This window comes from Paraburkholderia sp. A1RI-2L (assembly GCF_048957375.1).
In the GTDB taxonomy this organism is placed as follows: domain Bacteria; phylum Pseudomonadota; class Gammaproteobacteria; order Burkholderiales; family Burkholderiaceae; genus Paraburkholderia.
Window position 1 is genome coordinate 2626295 of record NZ_JARBTA010000001.1, and the last position, 19751, is coordinate 2646045.

The window sequence follows — 19751 nt, forward strand, 5'->3', positions numbered from 1 at the left end:
TCCACCCCAGGATCTTCCGTGTCCGACCACTTGCCCGACTCGTCCCTCGCACAACAGCCCCATGCTGTTCATCGCGCGCTGCCCGCCGCCACGCGCCAGCGCGCGCGCGTCGCGACCATGGCGCTCTTTTTCATCGCGGGGATGATGTACGCGTCCTGGGGCGTGCACGTGCCCACGGTGCGCGACAAATTCCACCTGAGCGCGGCACTGCTCTCGTATGCGCTCTTCGCCGTGGCGGGCGGTTCGATCGCGGCCATGACGACCATCGCCGGATGGATCACGCGCGTCGGCACGCGCCGCGCCTGCCTCACGGGCGGCCTCACCATGTCGGTGTGCGGCGCGCTGATTCTCGTCGTGCCGTACTACTGGATGCTGCTCGTCGTGCTTGCGGCGTTCGGCATGGGCATGGCCACACTCGACGTCGCCATGAACGCCGAGGCGAGCGCCGTCGAGGAAGCCGTCGGCAAGCCGATCATGTCGGCGCTGCACGGCATGTTCAGCCTGGGCGGCATGGCGGGCGCCGCCGTCGGCGGCGCGCTGCTCGCGCACGGCATGGCGCCTGCGCTGCATCTGTTCCTCGCTTCGGTGGTGGCTGCGCTCGTGCTCGTCGTGTCATGCCCCGCCGTGCTGCCGCACGTGCCGCACGCCACCCACGGCGAGCACGCCAAAACCGGCAACCGCTGGCGCACGCCCGCGCTGTGGGCACTGGGCGCAATCGCATTGATCGCGCTGATCGCCGAAGGCGCGATGTACGACTGGGCCACGGTCTACATGCGTGACGTCGTGCTCTCGACGCCGGCGCTGGCGAGCGCCGCCTACGCCGCGTTCTCGGGCGGCATGGCCGCCGCGCGCTTCGCCGGCGACGCCGTGCGCGCACGCTTCGGCGCGCCGCAGCTCGTATTCGCGAGCGCCTCGCTCGCCTGCGCCGGCATGATCGGCGCGCTGCTGCTGCCGGATTCGTTTGCCGCGCTCACGGGCTTCACGCTCATGGGGCTCGGCCTCGCGAACATGATGCCGGTGCTGTTCGCCGCCGCGGCGCGCGTCAAAGGCATCCATGCCGCCGAGGGCCTCGCGCACGTCGCGGGCATCGCTTACTTCGGGCTGCTGTTCGGTCCGGTCGTGATCGGCGGCATTACGCAGGTGACCAATCTCACCGTCGGGCTCGCCGTCGTCGCGCTGTGCGCCGCGCTGGTGGCGTTCGCCGGGCCGAAGGTGCTCAGGCGGCTGGGGATTTGACGCTTGCGCCGCGCGCAGCGCTGTTCGTGGAGCGATTGCGCCTTCCAGAACAAAACAAAAGCCCGCGAGTCGAGAAACCCGCGGGCTTTGCGCTTGCGACCATGAAGTCGAGCAGGTGACGATTTACATCTTCACCACGTCGAGCAGCGACTTCTTGCCCGCCTTGTAGTTGTACAGCGAGATCACGCCGTGCTTGAGGTCGCCCTTCGAATCGAAGGTCGTCTCGCCAATCACGCCCTTGTAGTCCGTAGCCGGCATGGCGGCGAGGATCTTGGCCGGATCGGTCGAGTTGGCGCGCTTCATCGCGTCGACGATGATGTACACCGCGTCATACGTGAACGGCGCGTAGATCTGGATCGGCTGGCCGAAGCGCTTCTCGAACTTCGCTTCGAACGCCTTGCCGCCCGGCATCTTTTCGAGCGCCATGCCCGCTTCCGAGCACACGATGTTGTCGGTCGCGTCGCCGGCGAGGTCGGCGAGCTTGTCGGTACAGACGCCGTCGCCCGCGAGCACCTTGGCGCGCAGACCAAGCTGCTTGGCTTGCTTGGCGAACGGGCCGCCGGTGGCGTCCATGCCGCCGTACATGATTGCGTCGGGGTTCTCGCCCTTGATCTTGGTGAGAATGGCGCGGAAGTCCACGGCCTTGTCGTTGGTCGCGTCATGCGAGACCACCTTCATGCCGAGCGACTTGGCAGTCTTCTCGAACTCGTTCGCGAGACCCTGGCCGTAAGCCGTCGAGTCGTCGACGATCGCCACGCTCTTGAGCTTCATGGTCTTGGCCGCGTAGTTCGCGAGCGCCGGGCCCTGCTGGGCGTCGGTCGCCACCACGCGATAGGTGGTCTTGAAACCCTGCTGCGTGTAGGCCGGGTTGGTGGCCGACGGCGAGATCTGCACGATGCCCGCATCGCTGTAGATCTTCGAAGCCGGGATCGAGGTGCCCGAGTTCAGGTGGCCCACGACCGCGACGACCTTGTCGTCGACGAGCTTCTGCGCGACCTGCGTGGCCGTGCGCGGGTCGGCCGCGTCGTCCTGCGCGTCGAGCACCAGCGTGACCTTCTGGCCGTTGATCGTCAGGCCCTTCGCGTTGATTTCCTCCACAGCGAGGCGCGCGCCATTTTCGTTGTCCTTGCCAAGGTGCGCGATACCGCCCGTCAGCGGTGCGACGTGGCCGATCTTGACCGTTTCGTCAGCGCTCGATGCCGTTGCAAACGACGCGAACAAAACGACTGCCGCGCTAATCGGCAACAGCTTGTGAAGCTTGATATTCATGTAAGTCTCCGGTTTCGAACCAACAGCAACGTAATCGCCCAGTGCTCCCGCGCCCCGAACGTGTCGCTCCCCGTGCGGACGACCACGCGGATGCATCCTTGATGCACCTGGCCCGTATGGCGAAAAGCCCGCTCATGGCAGACCGCCCATCCATACTTGCGCGCAAGTGTAGGTGATCAAATTAATTTGGAGTATTTTTTTCAGATATCGGGGCGAGTACCAATAGTCTTTCACCCGAGTACTTCGAAACCCTGGTCAATCGCCCCGCCAGCCTTGTCCTGCAAGGGTCTTAGAGGAGGTTTGCAATCTTTTCGAAAGCATTTTCCAGGGTGCGCCCGAATATTTTTCGGGATTTTTGGCGAGTTACGCGAGGCATGGTAAATGCGCTGCCGGCCACGATAACGTTTGCTTTTTGAATTCCGGCACTCGCTTCCGGATTAGCTGAAATTAAAGTCAGCCTTCGATTAATTCGCAGCACCCACGAATCGTTGCGCAGTCCAGGATCTGCCGGATCAAAAAGGCCGCAGGCGCCAAAAGCGATTAATCGCGATCATTACGATCGGCTTGCGCACGGCGCGCTGCAGGCCGCGCGCCGCCATGGCAAACTGGCTCCCCGTTTTTGCACCACCCCATTCGCGTAGAAGGAGAGCAATGTGAGCGTTTCGACCAAGTGGATCGACATTTCCGCCGGCAAGGACAGTTTCGGCGCATATCTCGCCCTGCCCAAGGGCGGCAAGGGTCCGGGCATCGTCATCATTCAGGAGATCTTCGGCGTGAACGGCCACATTCGCGACGTGGTCGAGCAATACGCGCTCGACGGCTACGTGGCGATCGCCCCCGACATCTTCTGGCGCACCGCGCCGCGCGTCGAACTCGACTATGTGGGCGCGGACCGCGAGCGCGGCATCGAGCTGATGAAGAAGACCGACATGAATCTAGTTGTCGAGGACATCGCCGCGACGGCCGCCACGTTGCGCAAGCTGCCCGAGTGCACCGGCAAGGTCGCTGCCATCGGCTATTGCCTGGGCGGCCGGCTCGCGTATCTGGCCGCGGCGAGCGGCTCCGTGGATGCGGCGGTCTCGTACTATGGCGGCGGCATCCACACGCAGCTCGATCTCGCCGACCAGATCAAGCAGCCGATGCTGTTCCATTACGCCGAGCTCGACCACGGCATTCCGCTCGACGCAGTGGGCCAGGTGAAGGAGCGCTTCGCCGGCCGCGACAACGCCGAATTCCATCTCTACCCGGGCGCCGATCATGGCTTCAACTGCTCGGTGCGCGCGTCGTACAACCAGAATGCGTCGGCGCTCGCGCACGGCCGCACGCTCGCGTTCCTCGCGCAAAACCTGTAAATAAACCGCCGGGGCGCGCAAGCGCGGCACAGGAAGCGGCCATTGCGGCAGAATCGTTGCAATGGCCGCTTTCGTTTCAGTGCGCCCAATCCCACGATGCCCCCAAGGAGTGCGCGCCTTGCAGTCCGACTATCTGGAATACGACGCCATCGGCCTGGCCGAACTCGTGCAGCGCCGCGAAGTGAGCGCGCGCGAGCTGCTCGACACCGCGATCGCGCGCGCCGAGGCCGCCAATCCCGCGATTAATTCGATCGTGCTCAAGGACTACGATGCCGCGCGCAAGCGCGCGCTGCGCATCGAAGCGGGCGGCAATGGCGTCGATGCCCTCGCGCAAGGGCCGCTCGCCGGCGTGCCGTTTCTCGTCAAGGACCTGGGCGCGGCGGTCGCCGGTCTGCGCATGACGCTCGGCAGCCGCCACTATCGCCATTACGTGCCGGCAGCGGACGCGCCCGTGGTCGAGCGTTTTCGCGCCGCGGGCCTGAATCTGTTCGGCAAGACGAGCGCCTCGGAACTTGGCCAGATGCCCTACACGGAGCCCGAGCTGTTCGGCCCGTGCCGCAACCCGTGGAATCTCGATCACACGCCGGGCGGCTCGAGCGGCGGCGCGGCCGCCTCGGTCGCGGCCGGCATCGTGCCGCTCGCACACGCCTCGGACGGCGGCGGTTCGATCCGCATTCCCGCCTCGTGTTGCGGGCTCTTCGGCCTGAAGCCTTCGCGCGGCAATCAGCCGCCTTCGGATCTGCCGCCCTCGCCGGGCGGACTGGGCGTCGACCTCGCCGTGTCGCGCAGCGTGCGCGACAGCGCGCTCATGCTCGATCTGCTCGCCGGCGACCCCGCGATCGCGCCTGGCGCGCCGGGCACTTTTCTCGCGGCGGCGCGCGAACCGCTCGACGGTGGCAAGCCGCTCGCCGTCGCCTTTATCACCGATCCGCTGTTCGCCGATGCGCTTTCGCCCGACGTGCGCGAAGCGCTCGACGACGCTGCCGCGCTGCTCGCCTCGCTCGGCCACAACGTGGAGCCGGTGCAGCTCAAGGTAGATTTCGCGGCGGCGCGCGAGGCGTTCCTGATGCTGTGGTCGGTGGTGGCCGAGAAGTACGTGCTCGACGCCGACACGATCACGGGCACGAAGCCGCGCCGCCAGGACTTCGAGATCGCGACATGGGCGATGGCGCATATCGGCCGCAAGCTGGGCGAGCAGGCGCTGCCCGCCGCGCTCGAGACGCAGCAGCGCATCACGGCGCAAGTCGCCGACTTGATGACGCGTTTCGACGTGATTCTGTGCGCGACGCTGGCCGCGCCGCCGGTGAAAATCGGCGCACTGAAACCCACGTCTTCGGAACGCATGCAGATGCGCGCCGTCACCGCGATGCCGGTGGAAACGCTAATGAAAAAACTATTGACGGAATCCGCGAACAAGGCGTTCGCGTGGGCGGGCTGCACCGAGCTGTTCAATATGACGGGGCAGCCTTCGATGTCGGTGCCGCTCGCGTGGAATGCGCGGGGCCTGCCGATCGGCGTGCAATTCGCGGCGCGTGAAGGCAACGATGCCTTGCTGCTGCGCCTCGCGGCTCAGCTCGAAGCGGCGCGCCCGTGGTTCGGACGGCGGCCGCCTCTGCTGATGGCGCGTACCTAGGCCAGCGCACATCCGGCTTGGGTGAAACCGGTGCGCGCGCATCGATCCGTGCAATGCGCCGCGCGACCTGCTTCGAGCCTGCATGACTCCGAGGCTCGTGCGCCAGGGCCTATCAGGCCTTCTTGTTGTAGGCGCTGCACCAGCCCTTGCCTGCAACCTGCTTGCCCGGGAACATCGGGCACGGGGCGTAGGCGTCGGTGGGCTTGCCTTGATAGAACGTGCAGTTGCTGCAATCCTGGCCGGCGGCGTACTTCGCGAACTTGGCCTTGTCGACCTTCGTTGCGTCGGCCTTGTAGCCGAGAGCCTGGGCGGTGGGTTCGGATTCACCAAGCTTCGGCGCGTCGGCGAAAGCCTGACGCGACAGCGCAACGGTTGCGGCAACGCCAACACTCGTGATCAGAAAGCTGCGGCGGGACGATTTCATGAGCAGTACTCCAATATTGTGGGCACACCGTTCTGCCGACGGCGTGGCGTGAAGAATAACAACGAAGCCGCCTTGCGTGCATCATGAATTCCGGACATAAGCAATTCGCATCCTGGCAATAAGGGGATGCGAGCCGGGTGTGCTGGGTGTGCTGGGCGTGCTGGGTGTGCCGGGCGTGCTGGGCGCGTCAGGCGAGCCCGGCCACCTCGCACACGCGCTGCGCGATGGCGAGCGATGCCGTGAGCCCCGGCGACTCGATGCCGAACAAATTCACGAGCCCACGCACGCCGTGCGCCGCGCCGCCCTGAATCATGAAATCGGCAGCGTTCTCGCCCGGGCCCGAGAGCTTGGGCCGGATGCCGGCGTAGGCGGGTTGCAGCGCGCCGTCAGGCAAGCCCGGCCAGTAGCTGCGGATCTGCGCGTAGAAGGCGTCGGCGCGGCGCGGATCGACGTCGTAGTCGATCGAATCGATCCACTCCACGTCGGGACCGAAGCGCGCCTGCCCGCCGAGATCCAGCGTGAGATGCACGCCGAGCCCGGCCTCGTTGGGCATCGGATAGATGAGGCGCGAAAACGGCACGCGCCCCGAGACGCTGAAATAATTGCCGCGCGCGAGATAAAGGGGTGGAATGTGGCGCGGATCGAGCCCGCGGACGCGTTTCGCGATCCGGGTAGCATGCAGGCCCGCGCTATTGATGAGGCACGCCGCGCGGATTTCGGTGGGGGCCTCGCCGCCGGTCCTGATCACGAAGCCGTTCGCGCTCGCGTCCACCGACTCGACCGGCGACTTGAGCGCGATCACGGCGCCGTCGCGTTCGGCGTCGCCTTGCAAGGCCAGCATCAGCTGATGACTGTCGACGATGCCCGTCTGCGGGGAGTACACCGCCGCCACGCATTCGAGCGCGGGCTCGAGCGCCAGCGCCTCGGTCTTGTTGATGCGCGTGAGATCGAACACGCCGTTTTCCTTGCCGCGCGCCTGAATCGCTTCGAGCTGCGCAACCTGGGCGGCCGTCGTGGCCACGAGCAGCTTGCCGCAGCGCGCATGCGCGACGTTGCGCGCTTCGCAGTACTCGTAGAGCATCTCGCGCCCGCGCACGCACAGGGTCGCCTTGAGCGAGCCGCGCGGGTAGTAGAGTCCCGCGTGAATCACCTCGCTGTTGCGCGAGCTGGTGCTGGTGCCGATGGCGTCGGCGGCCTCCAGCACGATCACCTCGCGTCCGCGCGCCGCCAGCGCGCGCGCCACGGCGAGGCCGACCACGCCCGCGCCAATCACCACACATTCGATCTGATCCATGTCGCTGCGTCCGCATCCGGCGAATTAGGCGGCGGCGCCTCCCTGACGCCGCCATCAGAAAAATTGTAGACCGAGGGCGGGGTGGGTTTAAATCGAATAGATAACGAATATGCGGGCAAATCCACTGATCGCGCACGCGCGCGGGCCGTGGCACACCGCGGCTATCGATGGGCGTTGGCGATTAAATACTGCCCATCGTTGCGAAAAAAATAATAATTGGTTCCTGAACCGACCTCGAAATGCCCCACTGTTGCCTCTATATTGCAAATAGTTACACACGCCGCGATTGAAGCTGCGCGGGGTCTGCGCATTTGAAATGCATCGTTGCGGTCCAGTGTTTGCGAACCCGGTATAGGATCGAAGGTCTCAAGGAACCCGCCCCGCTATTGGGAACCGGCACAACCGGTTCACACGGCACGCGTGCATGGAGCCTGCCCACATGACGTTGTTGAAGCATTGTCTCGCCGCTACCCTGGTCGCCGCTGCTGCCGCGTTCGTGACCGCAAGCGCGCAAACGCGAACAGAGGGCGTGATCCAGCCCGCGACTCCGGCCTCGCAGCCGGTCGTGCACGCCGTCCCAGCCCCGACTTCCGGGACCGCCCAACCACCGGCGGCGCAGCCGGCCCCACAATCGAAATCACAGCCCGCTCCGCAGGCTGCTCCGGCGCCCCAGGCAGCACCGAAGCCCGCGCCAAAGCCCGCTTCAAAACCCGTGCACAAGCCCGTGCATAAGCCCGTTCACAAGCCGGCTTATGAGCCAGCGTATGAACCGGCTCCGCAGAACAATGCGCAGCCCATCGCCCAACCGGGGCCTGCGGCAGAACCCCCGATACTGCATACGCCAGCGCCGCAACCCACCGCGCAGCCAACGCCGCAGCCGGCCGTGCCGCCAGCGCCGACGCCACAACCCGTCCCGCAACCCGTCCCGCAACCCGCGCCGCGCCCTGCGATGCCGCCAGCGCCCGCTCCGCAACCGGCCCCGCTGCCCGCTGCGCAGCCAGCGCCGGCCACCCCGCTGCCGCCCCATGCTCAGCCTGCGTCCGCGCCGCAGCCGTACGCGCAACCGGGCGTGCAACCGGGCGTGCAGCCGGTGGTCACCTGGACGCTGCAGGTGATCCGCGACGGCCAGCTGATCGACTCGTTCGACGGCACCACCACGGTGGGCCAGGCGCGCACCGATACGCATCACAATGTCGTCTCGCACCGGGTCGGCTGCAAGGACGAGGTCGCAGGCAGCATCGACCTGCAGCGCACGATCACGGTCTCGCCGTTGCGTGCGAACGCGACCCAGTCGATCCTCTCGATCGAAGCCCAGGAGACACTCGAAGACGACTCCGCGCGGCAAAGCCCGTCCGGCTGCAAGTTGCCGCCGCAGCCGCGCCAGGTGAACGCCAGCCATCCGGGGCTCGTCGTGCCGGCCGGCCAATGGGTCAGCTGGCCGATCGTCGACAAGGATCCCGCGCTGGCGTACCGGGTGCGCGCAAGCCTCGCACCGCCGTCACAGCAGCCCTGAGAGGCTGGCCTGAAGCTCGCGCCGCTCGTCGGCGCCGGTCTAAACTGAACTGAACTGAACTGGGCTGAACTGAAGCGCGATGCGCCGGCCGCAACCCAAAACCGCACGAAACTGTCGTAAGAACCCGTTGTAACAAGCGCATGCGAAACCTCGAACAACCCCTCATCGACGCAGTGCCGGCCAATACCCGGGACTTCGTCGCGGTGAGCTGGAACCTGCACAAGGGCCGCTCACCGCTCGGCTTTCAGGCATGGCAGGCCATGCGGCGCTGGGTGCAGTCCACCCACGCCGACGTCTGGTTCCTTCAGGAGGCGATGGCGCGGCGTCTGCCGCAGCCGGTGCTCTCCACGGCTTTCGGCGCGGAGCTCGGCGACCCGCTGGCGGACGTCTGGCACTGCCAGGCCACCGAAATCGCCGACGCGCTCGAGCTGCAAATCGCGCTCGGGCCGAATGTGTTCAAGCCTTCGTGGCGGCATGGCAATGCGATCCTGTCGCCGCATCCGCTCGATCTGGGCGGCCGCTGGGACATCTCGGCACATCGTTTCGAACGGCGCGGCCTGCTCGTCGCGCGCGCCAGCGTGGCGGGCCAGTCGGTCACGCTGCTGTGCGCGCACCTCGCGCTCACGCGCAGCGCGCGCCTGCGGCAGATGAACTGGATCGCGCACTGGATCGCCAAGGAAGCGCCGCAAGGGCCGCTCGTGCTCGCGGGCGACTTCAACGACTGGCGCAACGACTCGGTGCCGATCTTCGCGGAGCATGGCCTGCACGAAGTCGCGACGCTGCTCGGCGAGCCGGCGCGCACGTTTCCGGCGTTCTCGCCCGCGCTCGCGCTCGACAAGATGTTCGTGCGCGGCCTGAAACCGGTCGAGCTGATCCAGCCCGCGCAGGAAACGGCCTGGCTGTCCGACCACCTGCCGTACATGGCGCGGCTGCGGCTCGAATAACTCGAATAACGCTCCGGGCGCCAGGAACGCCACACCACATCGCGCCGCGAACGCCCGCACAGCCCCACGAGTTGCGAATGCAATCGCGCAATCGCGCTAATATGTCGCGTCGCGCGCCCTCGGAGTGCGCCCTTCCCATTCGGCTTCATCCGGCTGCTTCACATGCACCTCTTCGCCACGCTGCTCCAGATCGCCATCGTCTATTTGTTCGCGCTCGTCAGCCCGGGACCGAACTTCTTCATGGTGACGCAGCTTTCGCTCGCGGGGCGGCGCAGTCTCGGCATTGCCTCGGCGTTCGGCGTGGGCACGGGCTCCACGTTGTGGGCCGCGCTCGCCATGCTGGGCTTCGCCGCGGTGCTCCAGCATATCGAGTGGCTCTATCACGGCGTGCGCGTCGCCGGCGCGCTGTATCTGCTCTGGTTCGGCATCAAGCTGCTGCGCTCGGGCGCGCGCCGGGACTCGGACGCGGCAAACGCCGCAAATGCGGCAGCCGATGCGACCGAAGCCACCAATGCCACCAACGCCACGCTCGCGGCCCCGCTGCCGCCGCCGGACCGGCGTGCCTGGCTGCGCACATGGCGCGCGGGCTTTCTCACCTGCCTCACGAACCCGAAATCCTGCGTGTTCTGGACCAGCGTGTTCGCGGCGATCTTTCCGGCGCATCCGCCGGCATGGTTCTACGGCGCGGCGCTCGCGCTCGTGGCGACGATGTCGTTCGGCTATCACTCGAGCCTTGCGCTGCTGTTCGCCGACCATCGCACGCAACGCAGCTACAAGCGGCTGCGCCGCCCCATCGACGCATTCTGCGGCGCGGCGCTGATCGGCCTCGCCGCGAAGCTCGCCGCCGATCGCTGAGGTCCTCGCGCGCGCCGAAACTGCCCCGCCAGCAGGGTCTCTGCTGCGGTGCGTCGAACCTTCCGGTATCATTCGAACCAACATTCGAGCCTGCCCCAACGGGCGAACCAGCCCGTCCGAAGGGCTGCGGGACTCCCAGGCGGGACTCCCGGTTTTTCGCGCCCTTGCGCCGCACCCCGCCGCAGCCGGTTTTATCGCTTCGCGACATCTTGCCTAACGCAGGTCACCGCTCCCGTTAGACGCGGCGCAGCCCATAAGGCACGCTCGCGTTAAAATGGCAAACTGCGCCTCGTTCGCAATGGGACGGCCAACAAGCTGGCAAAAACGGGGCACGAATTCGAATCAAAGCGGGAATTCAAGCGGAGCGCCCAGCAAGGCGCACGCCGCGCATCGTCAAACCGAGCCCTACATGCACTTGTCATGCGCGGCCGGAAGGAACGCCCCGTCCGGCGGACCTTGTTTCGCATCATCAGGAACCATGAGCAAACACACCGAAGAAACCGTTCTGAGCGTGCATCACTGGACCGACACGCTTTTCAGCTTCACCTGCACGCGCGACCAGGCCCTGCGTTTCGACAACGGCCAGTTCACCATGGTCGGCCTCGAGGTCGAAGGCAAGCCACTGATGCGCGCGTACTCGCTCGCGAGCGCGAACTATGAAGAGCATCTCGAGTTTCTGAGCATCAAGGTGCCGGACGGCCCGCTCACGTCGCGCCTGCAGCACCTGAAGGTGGGCGACAAGGTTCTGATCGGCAAGAAGCCCGTCGGCACGCTGGTGGCCGACAACCTGCTGCCCGGCAAGGTCCTGTGGCTGCTCTCGACCGGCACGGGCCTCGCGCCCTTCATGTCGATCATCAAGGACCCGGACATTTACGACCGTTACGAAAAGATCGTGCTCACGCACACCTGCCGTTTCGTCGACGAACTCGCGTACAAGGAATTCATCACCGAAGAACTGCGCGAGCACGAATACCTGGGCGAGATCGTTCGCGAGAAGCTCGTCTACTACCCGACCGTGACGCGCGAAGTGTTCGACAACCGCGGCCGCATCACCGAACTGATCGACACCGGCAAGCTGTTCAGCGACCTCGACCTGCCTGGGTTCACGCCCGAGCGCGACCGCATCATGCTGTGCGGCAGCACGCACATGCTGCGCGACACCGTCGCACTGCTCGAAAAGGCCGGCCTCAAGGAAGGCAGCAATAACGCGCCGGGCCACTATGTCGTGGAAAAGGCGTTTGTGGGCTAAGTCGTGGGCTAAAAACCGCTACTCGCGGTCTTTGCCAGACACAGGAACCGGAGCCTCGCGCTCCGGTTTTTTTTTTGGCCCTGACAAATCTCAGCACCGCTTTCCAAACCCTGCTCGCCCGTTACATTTCTGGCGGATTTCGCGCCATCCCCGTGTCAGCCTTTTTCCTACACCGCGAGCCCCGGCCAACTTCACACGGTTTCCCAGCTTTCGCCGCTAAGTATTGTCCTGACTGAAGTTTCCCGATTTTTCAGTTATCATCGCGGCGCACCATCGGTCATGTCGGAGGGCTTGGCAGGGGCCAATCCATGTTGTTACTGGATGTAAATTTCGTTACGCCCCGCCGCGCCAGCCAGAACAGAAAAGGACCGATTCCTGAACGGGAAATCACGGGGGATGGATGGATACGTCGAATCGCGCGGCGCTTGATGCCAGCGCGCCTCGCGCGAATGCGCCGGGCGCGCGTGCCCTCCACGCGGCAGGCCGCCTCCCCTTCCTCGCCAGCGCCGAAGGCACGCGCGCGACGCTCGATGCCATCGCGCGCGTGCAGGAGCGGATCGCCGCAGCCGGCGCGGCCCGCGTCGACGCCGACGAAGCCGCGCGCCACCGGCTCGCGCGGGAACTGCACGACAGCGTCGGCGCCGAACTGACGGCCACGCGTTTCGCCCTTGAGAACGTCCACACCTGGCTGCCCGCCGATGCGCCGCCTCAATGCGCCGAGGCGCTCGCACTCGTCATGCGCTCGCTGGACTGCGCCACCGACGCCGTGCGCCACGTGCTCGACGGGTTGCACGCCCCCGAACTGCACGCGGGCCTCGTCGACGCGCTCGCGAACTGGACACGCGACTTCGCCTCGCGCACCGGCCTTGCCGCGCGCTTCCTCGCGAGCTCGTCGGTCGACGCATTGACGCCTTCGACCGCCGCGCCCCACGCCACCGGATTCGCCCGCGACGACGAAGCGCGCCTCGCGCGCCTGCCCGCCGAGGCGGCGCTCGCGGTGTTCCGCGTCGCGCAGGAAGCGCTCACTAACGTCGCTCGCCACGCCCAGGCCACGCAGGTCGAAGTGCGCCTGACCAGCACGCCGAGCGAGCTGATCGTGAGCGTGATCGATGACGGCGTCGGCCTCTCGCGCGAAGCCGCACGGTGCGCCAGGCGGCAATGCGGGCAAGCCTCGTCGAGCAGCCAGGGAGGTCCGGGCAGCGCGAACAGCCGCAGCGCCTATGGCATCGCCGGCATGCGCGAGCGCTGCGCCGCCTTTGGCGGCACGCTGCGCACCACCCCGGCTCGCCACGCCGCCGCCCGCCGCCTGGCCGCCGACCCGGCACGCCCCGGCACGACCGTCGAAGCACGCTTCCTTTGGGAGACGCTGCTCTCGCGCCCGTGCGCCGAACCCGTGGCAGACCAACTGAAGGGCATCCGCTCATGACCCTGCGCATCCTGCTCGTCGACGATCACGCCGTGGTGCGCCAGGGCGTGCGTCAGCTGCTGCTCGACCGTGGCGTCGCGAGTGAAGTGATCGAGGCGCCCAGCGGCGCGCAAGCGCTCGCCGCCGTCGCGAAGCACGCCTGCGATGTGGTGCTGCTCGACATCTCGCTGCCCGACATGAACGGCATCGAAGTGCTCAAGCGCGCGAAGAAAAAGGTGCCGCGCGTGCCGGTGCTGATGTTCTCCATGTATCGCGAAGACCAGTACGCCGTGCGCGCGCTGAAGGCGGGCGCGTCGGGCTATCTCTCGAAGACGGTGGACGCCGCGCAGATGATCGCCGCGATCCAGCAGGTCGCGAGCGGCCGCAAATACGTGAGCCCCGCGATGGCCGAAGCGCTCGCCGAGTATGTTCTCGTCGACGGCGAGCAGCTGCCGCACGAAAAGCTCTCCGACCGCGAGTACCAGACGCTATGCATGCTCGCCTCGGGCAAGCGCCTCACCGACATCGCGCGCACGCTCTCGCTCTCGGTGAAGACCGTGAGCGTCTACCGCACGCGGCTGCTCGAAAAGATGAAGCTCACCAATAACGCCGAGCTCACTTTCTACGTGATGAGCAACCGGCTCGTCGATATCGCGCCCGCGCCGGCGCTCTGAGCCCGCGCCTCGCCAGCGAGGCGCTTCGCGATTACGTCACGATCGGACGCCCCCATGCATGGCGCAACGAATGCGTTACTAAAACGCGCTCCCGCCATAAGCCGTTGATCCGGAAATGAACCGCGTCTATACGGTGAGCTTCGTGCAAAGAATGCACGCGCTTGCGCCCCTTTGCAGTGGAATCGACCTCCTCCCCCACGCCGAATCCATGCCACGCCTGTGCGGTTGGCACAGCCGCCAAGCTCCGATCCACTAAAATTCAGGGTTTCCTCGCCAGTGCGTTTTACCGGCGTTTTACCTGGAGTTCTCCGCCCAATGTCCCTCTTTCGCAAGAAAAACGTCGAACACATGCTGCAGGCAAGCGCCAAGGGCGCCGGCCTGAAGAAGACGCTCGGCGCACTGGACCTCACCTTTCTTGGCGTCGGCGCAATTATCGGCACCGGCATTTTCGTGCTGACCGGCACCGGCGCCGTGCAGGCCGGCCCCGCGCTGATGCTCGCGTTCATCATCGCCGCCGTGGCCTGCTGCTTCGCGGCGCTCGCCTACGCCGAGTTCGCCTCGACCATTCCCGTGGCGGGCTCGATCTACACCTACTCGTACGCCACGCTCGGCGAGCTGGTCGCCTGGATCATCGGCTGGGACCTGATGCTCGAGTACGGGCTGGCCACCTCCGCGGTCTCGGTGGGCTGGTCGGGCTATCTGCAGTCGCTGCTCTCGGGCTTCGGCGTGACGCTGCCCACGGCCCTCACCGCCGCTCCCGGCGCCGTGCCCGGCGCGTTCACGCTGTTCAACCTGCCCGCCTTCCTCGTGATGATGGTGATCACGGCGCTGCTCTCCATCGGCGTGCGCGAATCCACCCGCATCAACAACATCATGGTGGCGATCAAGGTCACGGTCGTGCTGCTCGTGATCGCCGTGGGCGCCTTCCACGTGACGCCCGCAAACTGGCATCCGTTCATGCCGCACGGCTGGGACGGCGTGTTCGGCGCCGCCGCCGTGATGTTCTTCGCGTTCATCGGCTTCGACTCGGTGTCCTCGGCCGCCGAAGAGGTCAAGAATCCGAAGCGCGACCTGCCCGTGGGCATCATCGCGTCGCTCGTGGTGTGCGCGGTGCTGTATGTGGCCGTCGCGGCCGTCGTCACGGGCATCGTGCCGTGGCAGCAATTCGCCGGCATCGCTCACCCGGTTTCGTATGCGCTGCAGGTGGCTGGCCAGAAATGGGTCGCCGGTTTCATCGACCTGGGCGCCGTGCTCGGCATGCTCACCGTGATTCTCGTGATGAGCTACGGCCAGACCCGCATCATCTTCGCCATGTCGCGCGACGGCCTGTTGCCCGCCAAGCTCTCGAAGGTGCATCCTCGCTTTGCCACGCCCTTCTTCACCACCTGGCTCGTGGGCATCTTCTTCGGCCTGATCGGCGCGCTCGTGCCGCTGAACGTGCTGGCCGAGCTCATCAACATCGGCACGCTCGCCGCGTTCTCGATGGTCTCGATCGCCGTGCTCGTCCTGCGCCGCACCCACCCCGATCTGCCGCGCGCGTTCCGCTGCCCTGGCGTCCCTGTCGTGCCGGTGCTCGCAGTGGCTTCGTGCCTGTTCCTCATGCTCAATCTCGCGTGGATCACGTGGGTCGCGTTCGTGGTGTGGCTGGTGATCGGCCTCGCGATCTATTTCCTCTATTCGCGCCGTCATTCGCGCCTCGCGCATCATCCGCACGAGCACTGAAAACCGCACGCGTTAGCGTCGATTTCGCGACACTGCAACGGCCCGTCCGGTCTCCGGCGCGGGCCGTTTTTGCATGGTACGCAGGAGTAAAAGCGCGGGCTGCGCGAAATGGGAAAGTGTGCTTTACTGTCCGGGCATCGCTTTCGCCGCACCACGCATCGCGCATCACGCACCATCCAGGCAGTATCCAGGCATCACTGAACAGCAAAGCACCAGCCGGACCCTCAAAACCCCGCTTCCGTCCAGCCTGCCCGCCATCGCGCGCGGCAAACGCCTCGCGCCCGCCGCGCGGCGCAACCTGGGCGAAAGACAGCAGGCGGCAAGAACGGGGCAATTGGTGAATGCGGGCCCAGGCCGGTCCCTATTATCCATAGGAGACAGTCAATGGCGATCAGTCTCAGCCTGACGGTCAACGGCAAGCCCGTGACCGCCGAAGTCGAACCCCACACGCTATTAGTCCAGTTCCTGCGCGAGCAGCTACGCCTCACCGGCACGCACGTCGGCTGCGATACCGCGCAGTGCGGCGCCTGCACCGTCCACCTCGACGGCCGCGCGATCAAGTCCTGCAACCAGCTTGCCGTGCAGTGCGAGGGCAAGGCCGTGACCACGATCGAAGGGCTCTCGACGAATGGTGCGCTCCACCCGATGCAAGAGGCCTTTCGTGAATGCCATGGCCTGCAGTGCGGCTTCTGCACGCCGGGCATGGTGATGAGCGCCACCGCGCTCGCCGCCGAAAAACCGGATCTCACCGAAGCCGACGTGCGCGCGGGTCTCGACGGCAATCTGTGCCGCTGCACGGGCTATCACAATATCGTGAAGGCCGTGCTCGAAGGCGCCGAAGGCATGCGCGCCGGCACCGCTGCCACCTCGACGGCAGCGTAAGGGGAGAATCGCCATGAACGCACCCGACTCCCAAACGCCGCGCATGATCGGCGCCCCGGTCAAGCGCAAGGAAGACTATCGCTTCCTCACCGGCGCGGGCCAGTACACCGACGACGTCGTCCTGCCCGCCCAGACTTACGCCGTGTTCGTGCGCTCGCCGCACGCGCACGCGCGCATCAAGAGCATCGATACCAGTGCCGCCAGGGCTGCGCCCGGCGTGGTGGCCGTGTTCACCGGCGCGGACCTCGCCGCCGGGAACGTGGGCGGCCTGCCGTGCGGCTGGCTGATCCACAGCATCGACGGCACGCCCATGCACGAGCCGCCGCATCCTGTGATCGCGCATGAGAAGGCGCGCCACGTGGGCGACCAGGTCGCGCTCGTGATCGCCGAATCGATGAAGGCCGCGAAGGACGCCGCCGAGCTCGTCGAGATCGACTACGAGGAGTTGCCCGCCATCGTCGACACCGCGCATGCCGCCGACGCAGGCCAGCCGCTCGTGCACGACGGCGTGCCGAACAACACCTGCTACACGTGGGGCCACGGCGACAAGGCCGCCACCGACGCCGCCTTCGCCCAGGCCGCGCACGTCACGACGCTCGACATCGTGAACAACCGGCTCATCCCGAACGCGATCGAGCCGCGCGCCGTGAACGCGAGCTACAGCAAACACGACGACAGCTACACCGTCTACGTCGCGAACCAGAACCCGCACGTCGAGCGCCTCCTGATGGCCGCGTTCGTGCTCGGGCTGCCGGAGACGAAGCTGCGCATCGTCGCGCCCGACGTGGGCGGCGGCTTCGGCTCGAAGATCTTTCTCTATGCCGAGGATGTGGCGCTCACCTGGGCCGCGAAGAAGATCGGCCGTCCCATTAAGTGGACCGCGGAGCGCAGCGAGTCGTTCGTCTCCGACGCCCATGGCCGCGACCACGTGACGAAGGCCGAGCTCGCGCTCGACAAGGACGGCAAGTTCCTCGCCATGCGCGTGCACACTACGGCGAACATGGGCGCGTATCTCTCGACCTTCGCCTCCAGCGTGCCGACGATCCTCTACGCGACGCTGCTCGCGGGCCAGTACACCACGCCCGCGATCTACGCAGAGGTGAAGGCGGTGTTCACGAACACGGTGCCCGTGGATGCGTATCGCGGCGCGGGCCGCCCCGAGGCGACCTACGTGGTCGAGCGCCTGGTGGAGACCGCCGCGCGCGAGATGAACATCGACCCAGCCGAGATCCGCCGCCGCAACTTCATCACGAGCTTCCCGTACGCCACGCCTGTGGGCCTCACTTACGACATCGGCGATTACGAGGCGTGCCTGTCGCGCGCGCTCGAACTTGCCGACGTGAAGGGTTTTCCCGCGCGGCGCGATGCCTCGAAGGCGAACGGCAAGCTGCGCGGCCTCGGCCACTCGTGCTACATCGAGGCGTGCGGCCTCGCGCCGTCGAATATCGCCGGAGCGCTGGGCGCACGCGCGGGCCTGTTCGAAGCGGGCGAGATCCGCGTGAATCCCACAGGCTCGGTCACCGTCTTCACGGGCTCGCATAGCCACGGCCAGGGCCATGAGACGACCTTCGCGCAGGTGGTGTCCGAGCGTCTGGGCGTGCCCATCGAGCAGATCGAGATCGTGCACGGCGACACCGCGCGCATTCCGTTCGGCATGGGCACCTACGGCTCGCGCTCGATCGCGGTGGGCGGCTCGGCCATCATGAAGGCGCTCGACAAGATCGAAGCGAAGGCGAAGAAGATTGCCGCGCATATGCTCGAAGCGGGCGTGGAAGACATCGAGTTCGCCGATGGCGTGTTCCGCGTCGCGGGCACCGACCGCACCAAGGCCTTCGCCGAAATCGCGCTCTCGGCCTACGTGCCGCACAACTATCCGCTCGAAACGCTGGAGCCCGGGCTCGACGAAAGCGCGTTCTACGACCCCACAAACTTCACCTATCCGTCGGGTGCGTACCTCTGCGAAGTGGAAGTCGATCCCGACACGGGCGAGACGCGCATCGAGCGCTTCACCGCCGTGGACGACTTCGGCAACGTCATCAATCCGATGATCGTCGAAGGCCAGGTGCATGGCGGGCTCGGCCAGGGCATCGGCCAGGCGATGCTCGAGCGCTGCGTCTACGACAACGAGAGCGGCCAGCTGCTCTCGGGCTCGTACATGGATTACGCGATGCCGCATGCGTCGGACGTGCCGTCGTTCACCGTGGAAACCGCGAAGGGCACGCCATGCACGCACAATCCGCTCGGCGTGAAAGGCTGCGGCGAGGCGGGCGCGATCGGCTCGCCGCCAGCCGTCATCAACGCGATCCTCGATGCGCTGGCCCCCCTCGGCGTGAAGGACCTGCAGATGCCGGCCACGCCGCATCGCGTGTGGTCAGCGATTCAAACTGCGCAAGCCGCACAATCCACGTCGGCGTCACAACAACCTTGAGCGGAGGCGCACCATGTATTCATTCGATTACCAGCGCGCCAGCGACGCGCAAGGCGCGGTGAAGACACTCAATGCCGACCCCGACGCCAAATTCCTCGCGGGCGGCCAGAGCCTGCTCGCGGCGATGAAGCTGCGCCTCGCGCAGCCTTCGACGCTCGTGGACGTCACGCGCATTCCCGCGCTCAAGGCCGTGCAGGTGGACGGCAAGTTGGTGAAGATCGGCGCGGCGGTCTGCCATGCCGATGTCGCAGCGAACGCGCAGATCCTGGCCACGCTGCCGGCGCTCGCACAACTGGCCGCCGGCATCGGCGACCGGCAGGTGCGCGCGCTCGGCACGCTGGGCGGCTCGCTCGCCAACGACGACCCCGCCGCCGACTACCCCGCGGCCGTGCTCGGTCTGAACGCCACGGTGGTGACGGACCGCCGGCGCATCGCCGCTGACGACTTCTTCCTCGGCATGTACGAGACCGCGCTCGAACCCGACGAGCTGATCGTCGCGGTGGAGTTTCCGGTGCCGCAGCGCGCCGCCTACGAGAAGTTCAACAACCCGGCCTCGCATTTCGCGTTGACGGGCGTGTTCGTCGCGCAGTCGGCAGATGGGTCCGTGCGCGTGGCCATCACGGGCGCGGCGTCCTCGGTGTTCCGCGCTACCGCGCTCGAGGACGCGCTCAAGGCGAGCTTCACGCCCGCCGCGGCGCGCGCGGTGAGCATCGCGCCTGACGAGCTCAACACCGATCTGCACGCGAGCGCCGCTTACCGCGCCCATCTGATCCCGGTGCTGGCTGCGCGCGCGGTGACCAAAGCGCTCGGTTAGGCCCGCTGCCCACGGCCGCTCGCCCGCGCGACGCGTGGCGCGAGCGGCCGCTTATCG

16 protein-coding genes are annotated in these 19751 nt (G+C 66.5%); 13 read left to right on the top strand and 3 right to left on the bottom strand.

The window, feature by feature from the left end; all coding sequences use genetic code 11:
* Positions 1 to 117: 117 nt before the first annotated feature.
* A complete protein-coding gene (locus tag PWP93_RS12050; protein ID WP_421045076.1) occupies positions 118 to 1236 on the top strand; it encodes an MFS transporter in 1119 nt (372 codons plus the stop codon).
* A 123-nt stretch (positions 1237 to 1359) separates the two neighbouring features.
* Here PWP93_RS12050 and PWP93_RS12055 read toward each other — a convergent pair whose 3' ends face one another.
* The gene (locus PWP93_RS12055) at positions 1360 to 2505 is read right to left on the bottom strand and encodes a branched-chain amino acid ABC transporter substrate-binding protein (protein ID WP_421022728.1); all 1146 of its coding nucleotides are present in this window, start codon (positions 2503 to 2505) and stop codon (positions 1360 to 1362) included.
* Between the two features lie 653 nt (positions 2506 to 3158).
* On the opposite strand from PWP93_RS12055, the gene PWP93_RS12060 reads away from it, so the two are divergent.
* Both PWP93_RS12060 and PWP93_RS12065 read left to right on the top strand, forming a co-directional pair.
* Positions 3159 to 3857 (top strand): dienelactone hydrolase family protein, encoded by a 699-nt coding sequence (locus PWP93_RS12060; protein ID WP_421022727.1) that lies wholly within the window; start codon positions 3159 to 3161, stop codon positions 3855 to 3857.
* A 61-nt stretch (positions 3858 to 3918) separates the two neighbouring features.
* Positions 3919 to 5490 carry an amidase gene (locus tag PWP93_RS12065; protein WP_421044636.1) on the top strand — a complete coding sequence of 524 codons (1572 nt, stop codon included), beginning with the start codon at positions 3919 to 3921 and terminating at the stop codon, positions 5488 to 5490.
* 112 nt (positions 5491 to 5602) lie between these two features.
* Here the strand turns inward: PWP93_RS12065 and PWP93_RS12070 are convergent, their stop codons facing one another.
* Together PWP93_RS12070 and PWP93_RS12075 are read right to left on the bottom strand one after the other, a co-directional pair.
* Positions 5603 to 5914 (bottom strand): high-potential iron-sulfur protein, encoded by a 312-nt coding sequence (locus PWP93_RS12070; protein WP_213298120.1) that lies wholly within the window; start codon positions 5912 to 5914, stop codon positions 5603 to 5605.
* A gap of 187 nt (positions 5915 to 6101) precedes the next feature.
* Entirely contained in the window at positions 6102 to 7208 is a 1107-nt protein-coding gene (locus PWP93_RS12075) for an NAD(P)/FAD-dependent oxidoreductase (protein ID WP_421044637.1), read from the bottom strand.
* Positions 7209 to 8157: 949 nt separating this feature from the next.
* On the opposite strand from PWP93_RS12075, the gene PWP93_RS12080 reads away from it, so the two are divergent.
* From PWP93_RS12080 to PWP93_RS12125, 10 genes are all read left to right on the top strand, one after another.
* Entirely contained in the window at positions 8158 to 8721 is a 564-nt protein-coding gene (locus PWP93_RS12080) for a hypothetical protein (protein WP_421044638.1), read from the top strand.
* 140 nt (positions 8722 to 8861) lie between these two features.
* A complete protein-coding gene (locus PWP93_RS12085) occupies positions 8862 to 9665 on the top strand; it encodes an endonuclease/exonuclease/phosphatase family protein (protein ID WP_421022723.1) in 804 nt (267 codons plus the stop codon).
* A gap of 162 nt (positions 9666 to 9827) precedes the next feature.
* Positions 9828 to 10520, top strand: coding sequence for a LysE family translocator (locus tag PWP93_RS12090; RefSeq protein ID WP_421044639.1), 693 nt, complete (start codon positions 9828 to 9830; stop codon positions 10518 to 10520).
* 478 nt (positions 10521 to 10998) lie between these two features.
* Positions 10999 to 11769, top strand: coding sequence for a ferredoxin--NADP reductase (locus PWP93_RS12095; protein WP_421022721.1), 771 nt, complete (start codon positions 10999 to 11001; stop codon positions 11767 to 11769).
* Positions 11770 to 12169: 400 nt separating this feature from the next.
* The gene (locus PWP93_RS12100) at positions 12170 to 13195 is read left to right on the top strand and encodes a sensor histidine kinase (RefSeq protein WP_421044640.1); all 1026 of its coding nucleotides are present in this window, start codon (positions 12170 to 12172) and stop codon (positions 13193 to 13195) included.
* A complete protein-coding gene (gene rqpR / locus PWP93_RS12105) occupies positions 13192 to 13848 on the top strand; it encodes a response regulator transcription factor RqpR (RefSeq protein WP_421022719.1) in 657 nt (218 codons plus the stop codon). Before PWP93_RS12100 ends, rqpR begins: the two co-directional genes overlap by 4 nt.
* A gap of 315 nt (positions 13849 to 14163) precedes the next feature.
* Complete coding sequence (locus PWP93_RS12110) at positions 14164 to 15570, top strand: amino acid permease (protein ID WP_421022718.1); 1407 nt, start codon at positions 14164 to 14166, stop codon at positions 15568 to 15570.
* Positions 15571 to 15954: 384 nt separating this feature from the next.
* Entirely contained in the window at positions 15955 to 16452 is a 498-nt protein-coding gene (locus PWP93_RS12115) for a (2Fe-2S)-binding protein (protein WP_421044641.1), read from the top strand.
* Between the two features lie 13 nt (positions 16453 to 16465).
* On the top strand, positions 16466 to 18880 hold the full coding sequence (locus tag PWP93_RS12120) for a xanthine dehydrogenase family protein molybdopterin-binding subunit (RefSeq protein WP_421044642.1): 2415 nt from the start codon (positions 16466 to 16468) through the stop codon (positions 18878 to 18880).
* Positions 18881 to 18893: 13 nt separating this feature from the next.
* A complete protein-coding gene (locus PWP93_RS12125) occupies positions 18894 to 19694 on the top strand; it encodes an FAD binding domain-containing protein (RefSeq protein ID WP_421044643.1) in 801 nt (266 codons plus the stop codon).
* Positions 19695 to 19751 lie beyond the last annotated feature (57 nt).